This window comes from Rhodococcus sp. FG69, assembly GCF_057808915.1.
Genome location: NZ_JBMDIX010000065.1, coordinates 1 through 15,770 on the forward strand (window position 1 = coordinate 1; position 15,770 = coordinate 15,770).

16 protein-coding genes are annotated in these 15,770 nt (G+C 62.2%); 6 read left to right on the forward strand and 10 right to left on the reverse strand.

The features are described from left to right. Positions 1–54 precede the first annotated feature (54 nt). From ACODSO_RS28065 to ACODSO_RS28100, 8 genes are all read right to left on the reverse strand, one after another. Positions 55–540, reverse strand: coding sequence for a MaoC/PaaZ C-terminal domain-containing protein (locus ACODSO_RS28065; protein ID WP_296778897.1), 486 nt, complete (start codon positions 538–540; stop codon positions 55–57). Then, the gene (locus tag ACODSO_RS28070) at positions 540–1,298 is read right to left on the reverse strand and encodes an SDR family NAD(P)-dependent oxidoreductase (RefSeq protein WP_296778900.1); all 759 of its coding nucleotides are present in this window, start codon (positions 1,296–1,298) and stop codon (positions 540–542) included. Before ACODSO_RS28070 ends, ACODSO_RS28065 begins: the two co-directional genes overlap by 1 nt. A 40-nt stretch (positions 1,299–1,338) precedes the next feature. Then, a complete protein-coding gene (locus ACODSO_RS28075; RefSeq protein WP_489039906.1) occupies positions 1,339–2,484 on the reverse strand; it encodes an acyl-CoA dehydrogenase family protein in 1,146 nt (381 codons plus the stop codon). Between the two features lie 6 nt (positions 2,485–2,490). Continuing rightward, positions 2,491–3,258: an enoyl-CoA hydratase-related protein gene (locus ACODSO_RS28080; protein WP_296778907.1), complete on the reverse strand. Its 768-nt coding sequence runs from the start codon at positions 3,256–3,258 to the stop codon at positions 2,491–2,493. Beyond that, positions 3,255–4,925, reverse strand: a complete 1,671-nt coding sequence (locus ACODSO_RS28085) for a long-chain-fatty-acid--CoA ligase (RefSeq protein WP_296778910.1) — start codon at positions 4,923–4,925, stop codon at positions 3,255–3,257. Before ACODSO_RS28085 ends, ACODSO_RS28080 begins: the two co-directional genes overlap by 4 nt. A 227-nt stretch (positions 4,926–5,152) precedes the next feature. Beyond that, positions 5,153–5,992, reverse strand: coding sequence for a CoA transferase (locus tag ACODSO_RS28090; RefSeq protein WP_296778914.1), 840 nt, complete (start codon positions 5,990–5,992; stop codon positions 5,153–5,155). Positions 5,993–7,121: 1,129 nt separating this feature from the next. Beyond that, positions 7,122–8,108 (reverse strand): hypothetical protein, encoded by a 987-nt coding sequence (locus ACODSO_RS28095; protein ID WP_489039907.1) that lies wholly within the window; start codon positions 8,106–8,108, stop codon positions 7,122–7,124. Positions 8,109–8,317: 209 nt separating this feature from the next. After that, complete coding sequence (locus ACODSO_RS28100) at positions 8,318–8,524, reverse strand: hypothetical protein (RefSeq protein ID WP_489039908.1); 207 nt, start codon at positions 8,522–8,524, stop codon at positions 8,318–8,320. A 239-nt stretch (positions 8,525–8,763) separates the two neighbouring features. Here ACODSO_RS28100 and ACODSO_RS28105 point away from each other — a divergent pair, with 239 nt between their 5' ends. The 3 genes from ACODSO_RS28105 (at position 8,764) to ACODSO_RS28115 (ending at position 10,546) form a co-directional block, all read left to right on the forward strand. Then, positions 8,764–9,432: a DNA/RNA non-specific endonuclease gene (locus ACODSO_RS28105; protein WP_489039915.1), complete on the forward strand. Its 669-nt coding sequence runs from the start codon at positions 8,764–8,766 to the stop codon at positions 9,430–9,432. 65 nt (positions 9,433–9,497) lie between these two features. Beyond that, positions 9,498–10,004, forward strand: a complete 507-nt coding sequence (locus ACODSO_RS28110; RefSeq protein WP_489039909.1) for a hypothetical protein — start codon at positions 9,498–9,500, stop codon at positions 10,002–10,004. Continuing rightward, positions 10,001–10,546, forward strand: coding sequence for an RES family NAD+ phosphorylase (locus ACODSO_RS28115; RefSeq protein WP_489039910.1), 546 nt, complete (start codon positions 10,001–10,003; stop codon positions 10,544–10,546). The genes ACODSO_RS28110 and ACODSO_RS28115 overlap by 4 nt, the downstream gene beginning before the upstream one ends. On the opposite strand, the gene ACODSO_RS28120 is transcribed toward ACODSO_RS28115, so the two are convergent. Beyond that, the gene (locus ACODSO_RS28120; protein ID WP_296778941.1) at positions 10,533–10,679 is read right to left on the reverse strand and encodes a hypothetical protein; all 147 of its coding nucleotides are present in this window, start codon (positions 10,677–10,679) and stop codon (positions 10,533–10,535) included. The genes ACODSO_RS28115 and ACODSO_RS28120 overlap by 14 nt on opposite strands. A gap of 209 nt (positions 10,680–10,888) precedes the next feature. On the opposite strand from ACODSO_RS28120, the gene ACODSO_RS28125 reads away from it, so the two are divergent. Further along, positions 10,889–11,980: a GGDEF domain-containing protein gene (locus tag ACODSO_RS28125; protein ID WP_489039911.1), complete on the forward strand. Its 1,092-nt coding sequence runs from the start codon at positions 10,889–10,891 to the stop codon at positions 11,978–11,980. A gap of 345 nt (positions 11,981–12,325) precedes the next feature. On the opposite strand, the gene ACODSO_RS28130 is transcribed toward ACODSO_RS28125, so the two are convergent. Further along, positions 12,326–13,762 (reverse strand): serine hydrolase domain-containing protein, encoded by a 1,437-nt coding sequence (locus tag ACODSO_RS28130; protein WP_489039916.1) that lies wholly within the window; start codon positions 13,760–13,762, stop codon positions 12,326–12,328. Positions 13,763–13,858: 96 nt separating this feature from the next. Here ACODSO_RS28130 and ACODSO_RS28135 point away from each other — a divergent pair, with 96 nt between their 5' ends. Both ACODSO_RS28135 and ACODSO_RS28140 read left to right on the forward strand, forming a co-directional pair. Continuing rightward, on the forward strand, positions 13,859–14,548 hold the full coding sequence (locus ACODSO_RS28135) for a TetR/AcrR family transcriptional regulator (protein WP_489039912.1): 690 nt from the start codon (positions 13,859–13,861) through the stop codon (positions 14,546–14,548). Then, positions 14,545–15,699, forward strand: a complete 1,155-nt coding sequence (locus ACODSO_RS28140; RefSeq protein ID WP_489039913.1) for a serine hydrolase domain-containing protein — start codon at positions 14,545–14,547, stop codon at positions 15,697–15,699. Before ACODSO_RS28135 ends, ACODSO_RS28140 begins: the two co-directional genes overlap by 4 nt. Positions 15,700–15,770 lie beyond the last annotated feature (71 nt).

A 15,770-nucleotide genomic window follows, 5' to 3' on the forward strand; every position in this document is an offset into this window, starting at 1 on the left:
TCGCTCGGCGATTGCCCCTTAGCGCCGGATTTCGTCAATCTGCTCCCCGACCCCCTAGTCACACTGGCGGGATCGAGTCACCACCGAGGGGTGACGGTGCACCAGAGCGTCGGTAGTCAAGGTCAGCACGCGGGTCCCCGACTCGTTGACAAGCTCGGAGGACAGGGTGACGAGGCCTCGGGCGCGTTCCAGCACAACCTTGTCGATCGCGATCGACCCCGTCAGCGTGTCCAGTGGCCGTACTGGCTGCCAGAAATTCACTTGGCGGATACTTTTTCCAGCGATCACGCTCCATCGCCCGATGAGACCGTCGACGGCGAGCTGTTGGTAGATCGCGAGTGTATGAATTCCGCTCGCGATCAAGCCTCCGAATCGACCGTGGTAAGCGAACTGTGTGTCGGTATGAAAGCGCTGAGGATCCCATCTCGAAGCGAAGTCGACCAGTTCCTTCTCACTCACGGTGTGATGAGCGAGTTCGAATCGAGCGCCCACTTCTAAGTCGTCCGCGTAGGTAAGGTCCACCGGTTTGTTCGCTGTCATCAGCGCGGCGGCATGCGGACAGCACCGTCGAGACGGATGGTTTCGCCGTTGAGCATCGAGTTGACGATGATCGCCTCCACTAACTGTGCGTACTCACTGGGGTAACCGATGCGATGCGGGTGCAGTGTCAGAGCGGTGAGAGACGCGAGGGCCTGTTTTGGAAGCGAGGCGAGCAACGGGGTCTCGAAGAGACCGGGAGCAATCGTATTGACGCGGATGAGCGACGTTGCCAAATCCCGTGCTATTGGTAGCGTCGCTGCCATGACCCCTCCTTTGGAGGCCGAATAGGCCGCCTGGCCGATCTGCCCGTCGAACGCAGCCCCGGACGACGTGTTCACGATGACGCCACGTTCACCGTCGATCGGTTCGTTGGTCGTCATCGCAAACGCGGCCAGACGCAGCACGTTGAATGTACCGAGCAGATTTACACGGATGACCTTGTCGAACTCTGCCAGCGGGAACGGCCCCTTACTACCAACTGTTTTGACGCTGCTGCCTATGCCGGCGCAGTTGACGACGATGCGCAGGGTGTTGTTCGAATTCGCGATACTGACGGCATTCGTCACCGCCGCCTCGTCGGTCACGTCGGCCGGCACGAACTCGACAGCGCCTCCGAGTTCTGCCAGCCCTGCGGTGTCCGCAGAGGCGAGGTCAACTGCGACCACCGCGGCTCCGGCCTTTGCCAGAGCGGCGACCGTCGCAAGTCCTAGGCCGGACGCGCCTCCGGTCACAAGAGCACTGCTTCCTGAAATTTGCATGGTTGTCCTAAAGCTTCGAAGTGTCTGTGTGGGTTCGTATCTACAAGCTTCGGGCGATGAGGACTTTCATGATCTCGTTGGTCCCTCCGTAGATTTTCTGCACTCGCGCGGCCGCGTACATTTGAGCGATCGGATACTCCATCATGTATCCGTATCCGCCGAAGATTTGTAGGCATCGGTCGACAATGTCGACCAGCTTGTCCGATCCCCACATCTTTGCGATCGAAGCTGTTGCCGCGTCGAGGTCTCCAGACTGGTATTGCTGGATGCAGTGATCGATGAGGGTCTTGCCTGCCAGGACCTCCGCTTTGCATTCGGCTAGCACGAATTTTGTGTTCTGGAACTCGATGATGGGCTGGCCGAAAGCTTTGCGTTCCTTCGCATATTTGATGGTTTCGAGTACCGCTGCCTCCGCCACGGCCACACAGTCGATGCCGATTGTGAGCCTCTCACGTGGCAGCTGTTCCATGAGCTGGGCAAAACCCTTGCCTTCGACACCTCCGAGAAGGTTTGCCGCTGGAACTCTCATGTCGGTGAACGAGAGTTCGCGGGTGTCTTGGCCGTGTTGTCCAATTTTGTCGAGCGCACGTCCACGTTCAAATCCGTCGAGTCCATTGGTCTCTGCTGCGATCAACGAAAGGTTGTCTCCGGTACGGGCTACGATCACGAGTAGATCGCAGTGAGATCCGTTGGAGATGAATGTTTTGGAGCCATTAATCACGTAATCATCGCCGTCGCGCACGGCAGTCGTCCGAATGGACTGTAGGTCCGACCCGGTTCCCGGCTCGGACATTGCTACTGCGATGACCATGTCGCCACTGACAAGCTTCGGGATCCACTGTTTTTTCTGTTCATCGCTGGCATACGAGGAGATGTACTGCGATCCCAGGACAGAATGCACCACGAATCCGAATGCCGTGTCGTGAGCGTACGCACGCTCTTGCGCGACGACCACTTCGTGCCCGTAATCGGCTCCGCCACCGCCGTATTCGTCCGGCAAATTCAATCCGAGGAGTCCCGCTGATCCGGTCTTGTTCCAGAACTCACGGTCGACTTGCTGCTGTTTGGCCCATTTGGCTTGATTTGGGGTCGCTTCTTTTCTGAAAAATTGTGCGGCGTGTTTGCGGAGAAGGCGATGATCATCGGACTCCCAAGCAGGAGAATAAGTGGGAAACAGATCAGACATGAGAGCCTACTTTCCGGTAAATTGAGGGCTTCGTTTCTCGAGAAACGCAGCTTGTCCCTCGTGGCTGTCGTCGGAGTGGACAGCAACGAAGAAATTCCGTTTTTCGTGTTCCAATCCGTGTGTCAGTGATGTCTCGAAGGACGCCAAAGCTGCATCTTTGACCAGCGCCACTGCCAGCGGGGAGTTGCGGGCGATGCGCTGGCCGAGCTCGGTTGCGTACGAAAGAGCTGCGCCGTCGTCGACGACTTCAGCGATCAGTCCTGCATTGCAGGCGTTCTCGGCAGTCAGCGCATCCCCGGAGAGCAGCATTGCCATCGCTTTGGACTTGCCCACCGATCTGATCAATCGTTGGGTTCCGCCGGCGCCGGGTATCGCCCCCAGTTTGACTTCGGGGACTGCGAAACGTGCACCCCTGCCTGCGATGACGACATCGCAGGCCAACGCAAGTTCGCAGCCGCCGCCGAACGCGTACTTCTCTACTGCGGCGATGACGGGCTTGTGGAACCCACGGAGGATCGACCAGAACGCGTCGTTGTGGATGAGAGGCTTGGCGCGGATTTCGTCGAACGCTGTGATGTCTGCGCCGGCGCAGAAGACACCGCCGACTCCGTAGATGACGACCGCCAGCACATTCGGGTCATCTCGCAGCGACTCGAGCTCTGCGGCCATCGCGTCGAGCAGGTCGCCATTGAGAGCATTTCGCGAGTCGGGACGATTGATTCCGATTGATGCCACCGCCCCGTTGCGATCGGTCAGCAGAATCTGCTCGGTCACTGCGCTGCTCCACGGTACTGATCGGCGTGCGTCGCACGCAGCGCCTTCTTGTCGAGCTTGCCGACACCGGTGCGGGGGAGGTGGTCGACAAATAGAACAACGTCCGGCATCTGCCACTTGGCAAAGGTTTTATCGAGAACTCCGGTGATGTCCTCGCGGGTCAGATTCGCGCCCTCGACCGGGACCACGAGCGCCAACGGTCGTTCCTGCCACTTCGGATGTTCGACCCCGATGACTGCGGCGTCTTGGACGAGGGGATGACCGGCGATCGCGTTCTCCATGTCGATCGAAGAGATCCACTCACCACCGCTTTTGACGACATCCTTCAAGCGGTCGGTGAGTTTGAGGTAGCCATTGGGGTAGATCTTGCCAACGTCGCCGCTACGCCAGTACCCATCTAGGAAGCGATCGGCATCGTCGTCGAGCTTGTGGTAGCGCTCGACAACCCAAGGCCCGCGCATCAGGAGCTCACCGACGCTTTCGCCGTCATGAGGAAGATCGCGACCCTCGGCATCGACGACCCGGATGTCGATGCCCGAAGTCGGAAGACCTTGGAATCGTTTGAGGTCCCACCGCTCCGAGTCCGATACCTTGTTCTCCAAGGACGGCTTGATTCCGAAGTTGACACTGATCAGAGGTGTAGTTTCGGTAGCACCGTAAGCCTGGACAAAGTCTGCACCGGTCAGCTCGTAGAAGTCGCGCATGAGGGTCAGCGCTGGTTCGGTTGCACCGGACAGCAGACGGACTTTGGAGAAGTCGGGTTTGACCTCGAGGGTCTTGATGTAGTCGAGCATCGGCTGGAAGATCGCCGGGGCACCGTTGGCTACGGTCACGTTTTCGGCAATCATCGTGTCGACCAGCATTGCTGTGTTCTCGGCCATGTAGCGGCCGGGAAGAATAACCTTAGCTGCTACCCACATTGTGGTGTGCGGAAGTCCCCATGATTGACCGTGGAACATCGGCGTGATCAACATGGCAGTGTCGGCACGGTTCATCGAGATACCTGCGGCCATTGCCATGGCATGTAAGTAGCTTCCGCGGTGCGAGAAGTAGACCCCTTTGGGACGTCCGGTGGTGCCAGTGGTGTAACAGGCGCTGTAAGTTGATGTTTCGTCGATCACGGGCCAGGAGTGTTCGGTGTCGGCATCACGCATGAGATCCTCGAAATAGAGCACGTTCTCGAGCGTGGTGCTGATTTCCGCGGAAGGACGATCGGACATCACGATCCAGCCCTTGACATTCGGGACATGAGGAGCCACAGCCTCAGCGATCGTAAGCAACGTTTCGTCGACCAGGATCCATTGCGCCTCCGCATGACCTGTGACGTAACTGAGATCCTCTGTCGAAAGACGCAAGTTCATTTGCAGCATGACCGCGGCGATGCCTGGAATTGCCCAGCCGAGCTCGTAGTGCCGCTTACTGTTCCAATCGAGTAGACCGACAGTATCGCCGGGACCGACTCCCAAATCGGTGAGGACGTTTGCTGCTTGTTGGACCCGCTTGTACGCATCCGCGTAGGTGTACCGACCCCACTCTCCATCTGTCTGGCGGTACACGATCTCCTGTTCTGGATATGTGCGTACTGCATGCCGAATCAAGTTGGTGGTGTTGAGTTGATAGTGGTCACCGTGAGTCGACGGCAGACCTTTGACGATGCTTGTAGCCATACTTGCTCCCCTAGACGTCCATGATTGGTGCGCTCAAAATTGCGAATGTGCTGCCCAGACTTCAGGTCTGATTGCCGACTGAAAGAACGGCAGTTGTTCCGACGAGGCCAGCGCTCGACCCGAAAGCTTTTCACCTTCGGGGACAACGAAATCGGCGCCGTCGGCCTCGCGGATGCGTTGAAACCCAGGCAGAAGTCGGTCGGCAGGTTTTCTTGTGGGAGGGTCACTCAAGCGACCTCCACGGTTGGATCTCGAATGCCAACGAGTGGAATATCGATCTGGACCGCCAAAGCTTGCCAGTGCGCAGTGCTCTCGGTAGCGAAGACGCGCTCGAGTTGTTCACGCGAGTCGGCTACTACTAGTGCATCGAGCGTTCGTCGGCGGAAGTGCGGCTCGAGGGCCCCCAGAGCAACGTAACCGTCTGCGGTTGCGTAAATACCATAGGTAGGAATGGCACCGCCGAGCGGAGCGCCTTCGCCGACGAGGTGATGCCGTACAGCAGCGCCGGCGTCGGCCGCAGCGTGATCCAGCACCACCCGGTGGTGTTGCCCGATGCCAGTATCGTCCTTGGCTCGTAGTGCGAGCAGCGCAGCCGACACCGCACGTTCAGCGCCGAGGAGGTCTGCCACCGGTACGGTCGGCATCAACGGGGGTTGAAGAGTGCCGTGTGCGGCCTGATAAGTCAGATCGTGTCCCGGAACATCTTCCAACTCTTCGTCGTGCCCAACGATTTCGACGTGAGACAAGTTTGAATGCTTTTCGTGGGCCGATCTCAAATGCAGCCTTCGCAGGGCAGACGGACGCATCGAAGTGATAAGCAAGTCGGCCTCGGTCAGTCGAACAGCGAGGACCGCTCGATCTGATTCCCTTCTCAAGTCGAGCGTTACGATCTCCTGCTGGCCGGTCAGCTCGGCATACCAACGCGGCGCGAGAGAGGCCAAAGGGTCGCCGTTCGGGGGTTCGATCTTGATGACAGTGGCGCCTAGTTTCGCCAATCGTGCTGCTGCGATTGGCCCCGGGAGGTTCACCGCGAGCGTTACGACGCGTATGCCATCGAGGAACTTCAAGCCGGGACCTCTTTCATGGATGTGTTCGTCGGTAGACGCCGATACAGAACCGGCGTGGCGTGTTCGCGTCCGATGGCGGCGAGTGCCTGCGCGGATCTCATAAGTTGCCTTACTGAGCAATTAACATTGAACCAGAGTCTAGCGCCTGAGCCCAAGGGTTACAAGGTTTTGGAAAAGAAGTCGGCCGTCCGCGGGTCTGAACCCAAAGTCTGGGATGGGCGCTGAACCGACCGTATTGTCGTTTTTGTACACCTGGCCGCCCCACCCGCAACTCCCGCCTGAGGGCGACCGTGAAAGACAGCCCTGACTCGGACCGCACGTACCTGAGCGCGCGCTTAGCCGCTTGCTGCGGCGGGCGCTGCGGCCGTCGTGCGCGTAGAAATCTTTGCTCGGAGGAGGATCAGGCGGCAGGTAACGCTTTCCGATCGGCGCTTTCGGCCGACCGGTTCACGTCGTGCATCGAGCTCGGAGACGAAGCGTGCGGTGAGTCCTGTGCCGAGGTGCGCTCACTGACTTCCCCGCATAGGCCGCTACCCAATCGCAGCACCGCACCGTGAGATTGGGTAGGTGGGGACGGATCAGCCGCAGATCCATAATGACCGCGTGGTCAGCGACGCAGTCGGTGTCACTGCCGCATAATCGTTTTCAGCTCGTCGAGGCGCGGGGCACTCTCGATCGCCACCGGGACGGTTCATCGACGTCGGCGAGTACATGATCGAGCCCGAACAGAGCCGCTCGATTCGCATAGTAAGCATCACCCCGATGGGAGTCGTATAGGGCCCGCCTGCCGAGCGAATACGGGCTGCTAGCAATCCCAACCTGTTGGAAGCACTTGCGAAGACGGACCGATCACCATGCGTCACCGGACCATTCCGCCAGCGATGATTTCGAGCATTGCGCGAACCGCGTCTACGGGCAGGGCCGATTTCGACGAACGTCTACCGGTGCTTGGCCTTCAGCGCGCGTTGCTGCTCGGCAGGTCCACACCCTAGTTGCAGCATCGTCGTACTGCGTCGACGGGATCCGCGAATTTGCCGTTCAATTGCGAACTCACCGACCCGCCGATTCTATGTCAGGTAGATCCGTCAGGATCTCTTGACGCTCCTGTGGGCGTCGGTGGCACGCTTTCTCAGGGAGTGGCCTCGTCGCCGAGCAGATCGAGGGTGCGCTGCAGCAGTGCTTCGATGCGGTCCTCGACGTCGTCGACCATGTCCGGGACATCGGCCAGGGCGGTGTGGGCTCGGCGCCGCGCATCGACACCCGCGCGGTAGTAGCCGGAATCGAGTTCAGCTGGTGTGGGCTCGAGGCGAACTATGTCGACCTGTTCGGCATCCGCGCGTGGTCTGGCGATGCGGCGCCGCGGGGTGTGCAGCGGTGAGAGCCCGGTGCGGTGCGCGGCGATCACCGATCCGATCTCGGCAGCGGTCATCGGGGCGGCGGGCAACGGTAGATGTCCCCACCGGTCGATCGGCACCGCCACCGGACCGCCGCGGTGCGCCGTCGCGGTCATGTCCGGAAACGTGTTGCGCTGCAGATGCTCTGCGAGCAACGCCGTCGAGGGATACCGGTCGGAGAACTGAAGGACCGTGTTCCAGCGTTCCCACACATCGACCGGCTCAAAGCAGGTGACCTCGTGGGGGTCGATGCGGATGCGGTGGTGTCCGCCGATCCAGATGCTGTCACCGTCGACGCTGATGTCGCCGCGGTCGAGTTGTGCAATAGCGTTGTAGGACAGGCCTGCTCCGGCCAGAAGGAGAAGAACGGCGTCGCGGCGCCCGAAGAGGGCTGCCGTCGACCCTTCTGTCGGCAATGCGGCAGCAATGGCCTGGTGGTGCGCGGCACGTCGGATGGTTCGGTCGGCGCGTGCAGAGTCCAACGCAAGCCGCACCGAGGTCACCCGTCCCGGGGCGGGGTGGCCGGCGTCGAGGTGAGCGCGGTTGATCGCGGAGACCCGGCGTAGCTGCCCGGTGTCGCCGGCGGGGTTCTCGTCGAGGAACTGGGCCAATGTGATCGGTGAGGCGGGTAAGGGCGAGGTGTCTGCGGCGGCGCACCAGTCTGCGAACAGTGACCACTGATAGCGGTAACCACTCACCACGTCCCCCTGCGCTGCTGCCACCTGAGCGACGGTACCGGCCTGACCGACGGATCTGTGTTCGACGGCGCAGGCGTTCCACCAGGATCGCCTTGCCCCCGCTGGGACGTTGCGTGTCCTCCATGGGTGAACCTTGTCCCGGGCGAGGTCACCAGGCAAAGTCGCCGTGATCGACGAGAGCCACAGGACCGATGCGGTCCTGTGGCTCTCGGCTGACGGTATGAAGCTGGAGACTATTCGCCCAGTTTGGCGATCGACTGCGCCCACAGGAAGTACTTGTTGCGTCCGAGGTCTCCGATGGTCGTGATGTTGAACGCGGCTTTGAGGTGCTCGGCATCACCGGGACTGACACCCTGCAGTGCTTCGACGGGTGCGTCGACGAGTTCGGTGAGCGGCTTGTCTTCGTATGCCTTGTCGAGCTTGTCAGCGATTCCAGCCATGGATATGCCTCCTTGCGTCTCGGGTACACGCGCTCGGTTTTCGGGCGCCGCCATCCGAGGGTACGGAACCACACCTGAGAACAGGGTGTGTTCACGTGCCCGTCACGATCGACCGGTTCACTGAGCCGGTGACTTCACCTGCAGCCGGCTACGACGCCACGTTCCTCTCCACGATCGAACTCGAAGCGCCCGCGCGCACCGGGCTGGTAGTGCTGCCGTACACGCATCCACGGCGGTGAATATCGACGGATCCGGACTTCGCGACGTCGAGCGCGGCGACGACTGGCAACTCGGTCCGCGGCTCCCCGCCGCGCAGCAGGGCCGGCCCCGAGTTGTACTCCAGCAACGACCTCGACCGCGGGCATCTGGTGCGCCGCCGCGACCCCGTCTGGGGCACCGCGACGGTCGCCGAGCAGGCCAACGCCGACACCTTCCACTACACCGTGTGTGCGCCGCAGACCGCGACCCTGAACCAGTCGAAAACCTTGTGGCCGGGCCTGGAGGACTGCGTCCTCGAACACGCCCGCCAATGCGGGCAACGACTGTCGGTGTTCTCCGGCTGCATCTTCGCATCCGCCGATCCGGTGTACCGGGGTGTGGCGATCCCCCGCCGGTTCTTCAAAATCGCAGCCTGGGAACAGGACTCCAAGCTCGCCGCGACGGGCTACGTCCTCGATCAGACACCGTCGCTGGGCCCGATTCTCGAACGACCGGCCCGCACCGACACCGCTACTCCCCCGCTCAGCCCCTATCGAACCTTCCAAGTACCGATCGGAGACATCGCAGGCGCCACCGATCTGTCGATGGACCAACTCGTCGCCGCGGATCGGTATGCGCTTGCGCGCGCTGCACGGCTCGAAGCCCAGCGGTGGACCGAACTGGCGTCCTACGCTGACATCGTCGTGTAGCACCAGAATGCACTTCCGGTTGACCTACTTGACTTGACCTGATTGACCGCCGTATCGTGGTTGGCATGAGTACACCACTGCAGGACCTCGTCGCCGCTGAACTCGCCGCCAGCGGACTCGACGGAACCGAGCTGAACCCGAGCGATGTCGCGTACGTGGAGAACGGGATCCGTAGCGTGCTCTCCGGGCTGAAGGCGCGCCGCGCGTGGGAGAACCATATCGGCGCGATCCTTACCCACAAGCAGGTCTTAGACGTGACCGGCTGGACGAAACAAGCACTGAGTCAAGCGGTCCGGGATCATCGAGTGCTGCGACTGGTCGCCGCAGACGGGTCGGTGGGGTACTCGGTGGCAGGGTTCGACGACGACACGCCTGCACGGCCGATCCTCGGAATCAAAGACGTTCTGCGGGTGTGGGCACGTGCCGATGCGGGCGGGTGGATGGCTGCGTCGTGGCTGATGACCGAGCAACCCGAACTCGGCGGGCGCACGCCCCGGCAGGCATTGCTGGACGGTGACGGGCCCTCGGTCGCCGATCTTGCTCGCACAGCGACCGAGCAGCTCGCCGCGTGAGCGCTCCGCGTACCGCACTGCACCTACTGGCCCCTCCTCCACCGGATCACCTCCGTGATCGATTCCCGGCCTGCACGGTTCAGGCCGGCACGGTTCAGGCCGGCACGGAGGTGTTTCGCTGCCACAGCGCTACCCGCGGACCGTTGTGGTTCGCGAACAGCGGCCACGGACGGTTCGACCTCGCAGATACTTACGGCACCTGTTATACCGCCGAGTCCGAACAGATCACCCTCCTCGAAACGTGGGGCGGGATGCGGGTCGTCCCGAGCACCGAACTCGCCGCACGCGCAGTAACACGACTGGAGATAGCCGACGCGCGGCCGCTCGCGGATCTGACGACGAACACTGCCGCGCAATTCGGCGTCACCGCAGAGATATTCACCACCGGGAACTATCAGCTGACACAGCTGTGGGCATCCGCCCTTCACGGTGCAGGGTTTGCCGGGATTCGGTACTGGGTGCGGCACGACCTCGCACACACCTATGCCTGCTTCGCTCTCTTCGGTACCGCCGGGTCAGGATCCGGTGTCACGGCGCGATAGTGCCCAACCGCTGCACGGCTCCCGGTCCTGCGTTGTAGCCGGCGAGTGTCAGCTCGACGGGATTGGCTGTGCTCGAACCGGATTCGATACCGGGCCGCAGGGCGCGGGCCGTGCAGCGGCCCTGCGCCGTCATGGCGTCGCCGAGGTTTGGCCGGGTCTGTCACTCCGCGATGGAGCGGCGGTACAGCGAGGGGACTGTCAGTTCCCAGCGGTGGCGGGTATCTTGGCAAGGTGCGTGCCACGTGCACACCGAAGCAGCGGCCGCGGGGAAGCGTTGACCGACCCCGAAAGCAGGCCTGATCAAATAATGGACGCACTTCACCAGGTCGCGGCGCTACCGCGATGACGACAACCGGCAGAATTCTTCCGGGAAAGCGAGAGTTCGAGTTCGCTACCGCTGCTGTACGAACGACTGGCTACTTGCCCTTCCTCAAGTATGGAATTTGTGCGTTGTGCCTGTCGATGGCGGCACTGGGGCTGATCGTCCAGTTTCACCCGATGGGTCCCCACGGACTGACCGCCAGGGTTATTCACGGCGCCGTACTCTCCACCGCGGTAGTCGTCGGTGTGTGGTGGCTGGTCCGACCGTGGCCGCGCTATCGCGGAGCTATCGCGTTCGTGGTGTGGGCCGATGTCTGCATCATCGTCTGCGCCGCACTGACATCGACACCTCAAGCACGATTGTGCGCCACCATCCACCTGGGTTTGATCGGTGTGTTCGCTGCCTTTCTGCTCGGCTGGCGCATCCTCGGCATGCACTGCGTCCTGGCTTCGTCGGCGATCGTCGGGTTCACAGCGTGGGCGGTGGTGAGCGACCAGGCGAGCCTGTTCGATCTGTTCATCTATATCGCGCCGGCCGTGTCGTCGGTGGTGGTGTTGCCGATCGTGATCCAGGCCGTCATCGAGGCCGGACGGCACTCGATCGGGCGAGTGACGGTCCAAGCTACGCGCGATCCATTGACTGGGCTGCTGAACCGGCGCGGTATGGACGCCGCCGTTCGAGCCGCTGCATCAACGGCCTCAGGTGACGAGGTGGTGGTGGCGGCGGTTGCGGTGATCGATGTGGACCGATTCAAATCACTCAACGACGAACACGGCCACGACGTCGGTGATGCTGCCCTGCAGGACATTGCACGGCGACTTGTCGCCATGATCAGACCCGTCGACATCGCCGCGCGCATCGGCGGGGATGAATTCTTGGTCATCGCGTACTTCGAGCACAGAAGCGGGGTCGATAGCTTCGTCGATCGATGTACCGCGAACTTGCTCCACCGCAAAGGAAATGAGAATGTGAGCACCAGCGTCGGTATCGCCTGTCAGCCCACCGTGGACGGTCACGTCGACGTCGACGAGCTTGTGCGCCGCGCTGACTCAGCGATGTATCGGGCCAAACGGCGGGGCGGAAACGCTGTGGTCGTCAGCGCGCCCGATTAGCACTTCGATCGTGCCGGGCTACTTTTGGGCCACGGGTCGACGCGGCATCAGAAGGACGGAATTGACCATCCGTTCGCCTTTGCAGTTGTGTGGGTTTCATGGTCTTACCGTTTTCTTCAGCCGGTTCGGGTGTGCGGTGTCGTAGGTTCGGGTCGGCTTCGGGGCATCGGGTATGGCTTCTGGTTCGGTCGTTGTGCACTGCAGGAACAATCGCGCCCGGATACGGCGATTGCGATCAAGTAGCGACCACGGGGGTGGGACCGCTGCCATCAATCTTCGGTCGTTCTCGAAGGTGGCCCGGCGGCCGCCGACGAACGCCTCTGCCCACAGGTCTTGTTTGACGATTCAGCCGCCCGGGCGTCCGTTGGGTGCGAAGACCTCCGGCAGCGATGGCAGGCATGTGATGACCAGACAGCCTTCCGACCCTTCCAGTGGCGGGCGGAGCGGGGTTGAGCCGCAGGAGAACGCGTTGCAGCCCTCGGGTGCGAACGGTCCGAACCCGACGGCCCCGGCGATGAAGTTGGGGTCGAAGAAAGCCGGCGGGTCGAGTGTGAGGTTGAACGTCGGGGTGTAGGGGCCTGGATCGGGCAGGGGCGGGTTGGTGAATCCCGCGCCGAGGATCCGAAAGAAGCTGCGGTAGAGCTCGCTGTCCGGATTGGCGCTCAACAGTGTCGATGGGTCGGGCGAGACGTCGCCGAGTAGGCCGGTCCAGGTCACCATCATTCCGAGGCTGGGGATGATGAAGTTGTTCTGTTGCCCCAGTCCCACCATGGCGTACGCGTCGGCAGGCAACCCCTGTAACGGTGCAGTGGGAAGGGTTTGCCGCGATGGAACCGATGGGCCGGTGCAGGGGCCCTGGTTGAGCCACGTCAGGAACCCGTAGCAGGGGTTCGTCTGCGACGGTGTGCGGAATTGCTCGACGTAGGAGGAGCTGATGATTCGGCTGTCGCGCCAGACTCCATCGTTGACCATGAGCAGTCCCAGACGGGAGAAGTCCTTCGGTGCCATGAACAAGAACGCGTAGCCGTAGGTGTTTCCGCTTCGATCGCGTCCCCAGTGATAATCGGCGCTGTCGATACCCAACGGACCGAAGAGATTGTCCTGCGCATACTGCTGCAGATCTTGCGAGACCGCGTTCTCGATGACGTAGGCGAGTAGGTCGGGGCCGTGCTGGGAATACTCGAAGAAGGTGCTGGGAGCATGCTCTATCGGCAGCGCAAGTTCTTGTTCGATGATGTTGGTGTCGATATCCAAGCCCGATGTGACCGCCTCGGCTACGGCAGATTGTCTGACCCCCGAGTTCTGATTCAACAGTTGACGGGCGGTGACCGACCGGTGTGCAGCATCGCCGAGGCCTGCGGGCACGTATCGGTCGATCGGCGCGTCGATGTCCAGCAGGCCCTGGGTGACCGCAACCCCGGCGACCATCGCGACCACGCTCTTGGTCGAGCTCCACAGATTCCACGGCAGCGCATCGGTCCTGTCGTTGAGCGGGCCGCGCCCGATCAGACAGTTGTTCCGATAGATCTGGATGTTGCTCCGCAACCGTGAGGTGGCGAACGCGATCGCCTGGTCCACGCCCGCCTGGGTGACCCCGAGCTGTTCGGGTGTCTGCTGAGTCGGAGCCGATCCCGCCGCCGGAACTTCGCAGTGGGCCAGCGCCCCGGTGTCGGGTGCACCCGACGCGATCCCCGGTGCGACCACACCGAGGGTTGCAGCGACCACGGCCACCGACCCCGCAGCGACCGCAGACCGACACACTCTCAACGCGCGACTCTTCATCACAGACCCCCCATTTCTCTGGGCTCGAGAACACCCATCCCGAACCATTCGCGTGTGAGCCTAGACACACCTTTACACCGATGTAAAGATGGCCATGTGGACAACGACATCGACCACCAGGCGCCCCGTCGCAAAAGTAGTGGCGCACGGGTACCGCGCGAGCGGCTCGTGCACGCCGCGACCGCACTGTTCGCCGAGCGCGGCTACGACGCAGTCACGATCGCCGACATAGCCGCTGCGGCGGGGACAACCCGCCCGACGGTGTACAAGCATCTCGGCGACAAGTACGCCGCCTACGCCGACTGCGTCCGCCTCGCGGCGCAGGAAGCCGCCACGTTCCTGTACCACCGCTACGAGCAGGCCAGCGCGCTCACACCACGTGAGGAGATCGCTGCGGACATGCAGGCGTTCTTCGATTTCGCCGAACTGCACCCGGCATGTTTCTCGCTCCTCATGGATACCAGCCACGGCCCCGCAACACCTCACCGCGACGCTGTGATCGAGGCGATCACCAACCGCCTGACCACGCAGATCGCCAAACGCATCCCGGCGTCCGCGAAGGGGTCGGCGCCGCGCCATCTCGCTGCGATGACGGTCGGTGTCGCGATCCTTGCCGCCCGCGAGGCCCGCAAAGATCACCCCGCCGACCGGGAAAGTGCGGCGAACCTGGCCGCACTCTTCGTGATGGGTGGGCTACGTGAACTAGAACTCGACCACACCCGGACGCCCCCTCCGACCGACGTCGAACGATCCCGCCCCCTACCCCCGGAAGAAGAGCAGCAGTGACATCAGAAATCCACGGACGATGCGACACCGCCTTCGACAAGTTGGCCGACGATCTGACCCGCAACATCGACTCCGGTGACGAACTGGGGGCGTCTGTGGTGGTCGACATCGACGGCGACACCGTGGTCGACATCTGGGGCGGCTACACCGACGGCCAACGATCGCAGCCATGGACAACCGACACCATCACCAACGTCTGGTCGTCGACGAAAACCGTCACCAGCCTCGCGGTTCTCGTTCTCGTCGACCGAGGCCTCATCGACGTAGACGCGCCCGTCGCCGACTACTGGCCCGAATTCGCGGCGAACGGAAAGGAGAACGTGCGCATCCGGCACCTGCTCTCCCACACCTCGGGCGTCTCCGGGTGGCAGCCGCCGTTCGCCATCGAGCAGCTCTACGACTGGCCGCGAGCAAGTTCACACCTCGCCGGGCAGACGACGTGGTGGGAGCCGGGAACCGCGTCGGGCTATCACGCCATAAATTTCGGGCAGCTGCTCGGCGAGGTCGTCCTGCGCGTGACGGGTCGCACTCTCCCCCAGTTCGTAGCCGACGACATCGCCGGTCCCCTCGAAGCCGACTTCCAGATCGGTGCCCGTGAGGCCGACTGGCACCGGATCAGCGACGTCGTTCCCCCACCACCACTGCCCTTCAATCTCTCGGAACTGCCCGAGGACAACCTCACTCGCATGACACTGGACAGCCCACCACTCGACGCAGCCAACGCCAATACCGCCGCGTGGCGGCGTGCCGACCTGGGGGCTGTGAACGGTCACGGCAACGCGCGCTCGCTCGCACGCATGATGTCAGTCATCGCACGGGGCGGAACCGTCGACAATCACGCACTCCTGTCCCCCGCCACGATCGACTTGATCTTCGAACAGCAAAGCGATGGAACAGATCTCGTGCTCCTGACCCCCATCCGGTTCGGTACCGGGTTCGCGCTCGCGGACCCCAGCTATCTCACGTACCCCTTCCCGGGGCGCGTCTGCTTCTGGGGAGGCTGGGGCGGCTCCATCGTCGTGATGGACCTCGAACACAAGACCACGATCGCCTACACGATGAACAAGATGGGTGCCGGAATTCTCGGCTCGGAACGCACCGAGACGTACCTCCAGACCATCTCTGAATCGCTCGAGAAAGTCTTCGACTAGCGCCTTTTCGCCTCAGTGACGGCGCTCATCGGAAGTGCTCAGCTTCGCTCAGCGAAAGTGCTCACCCGGTA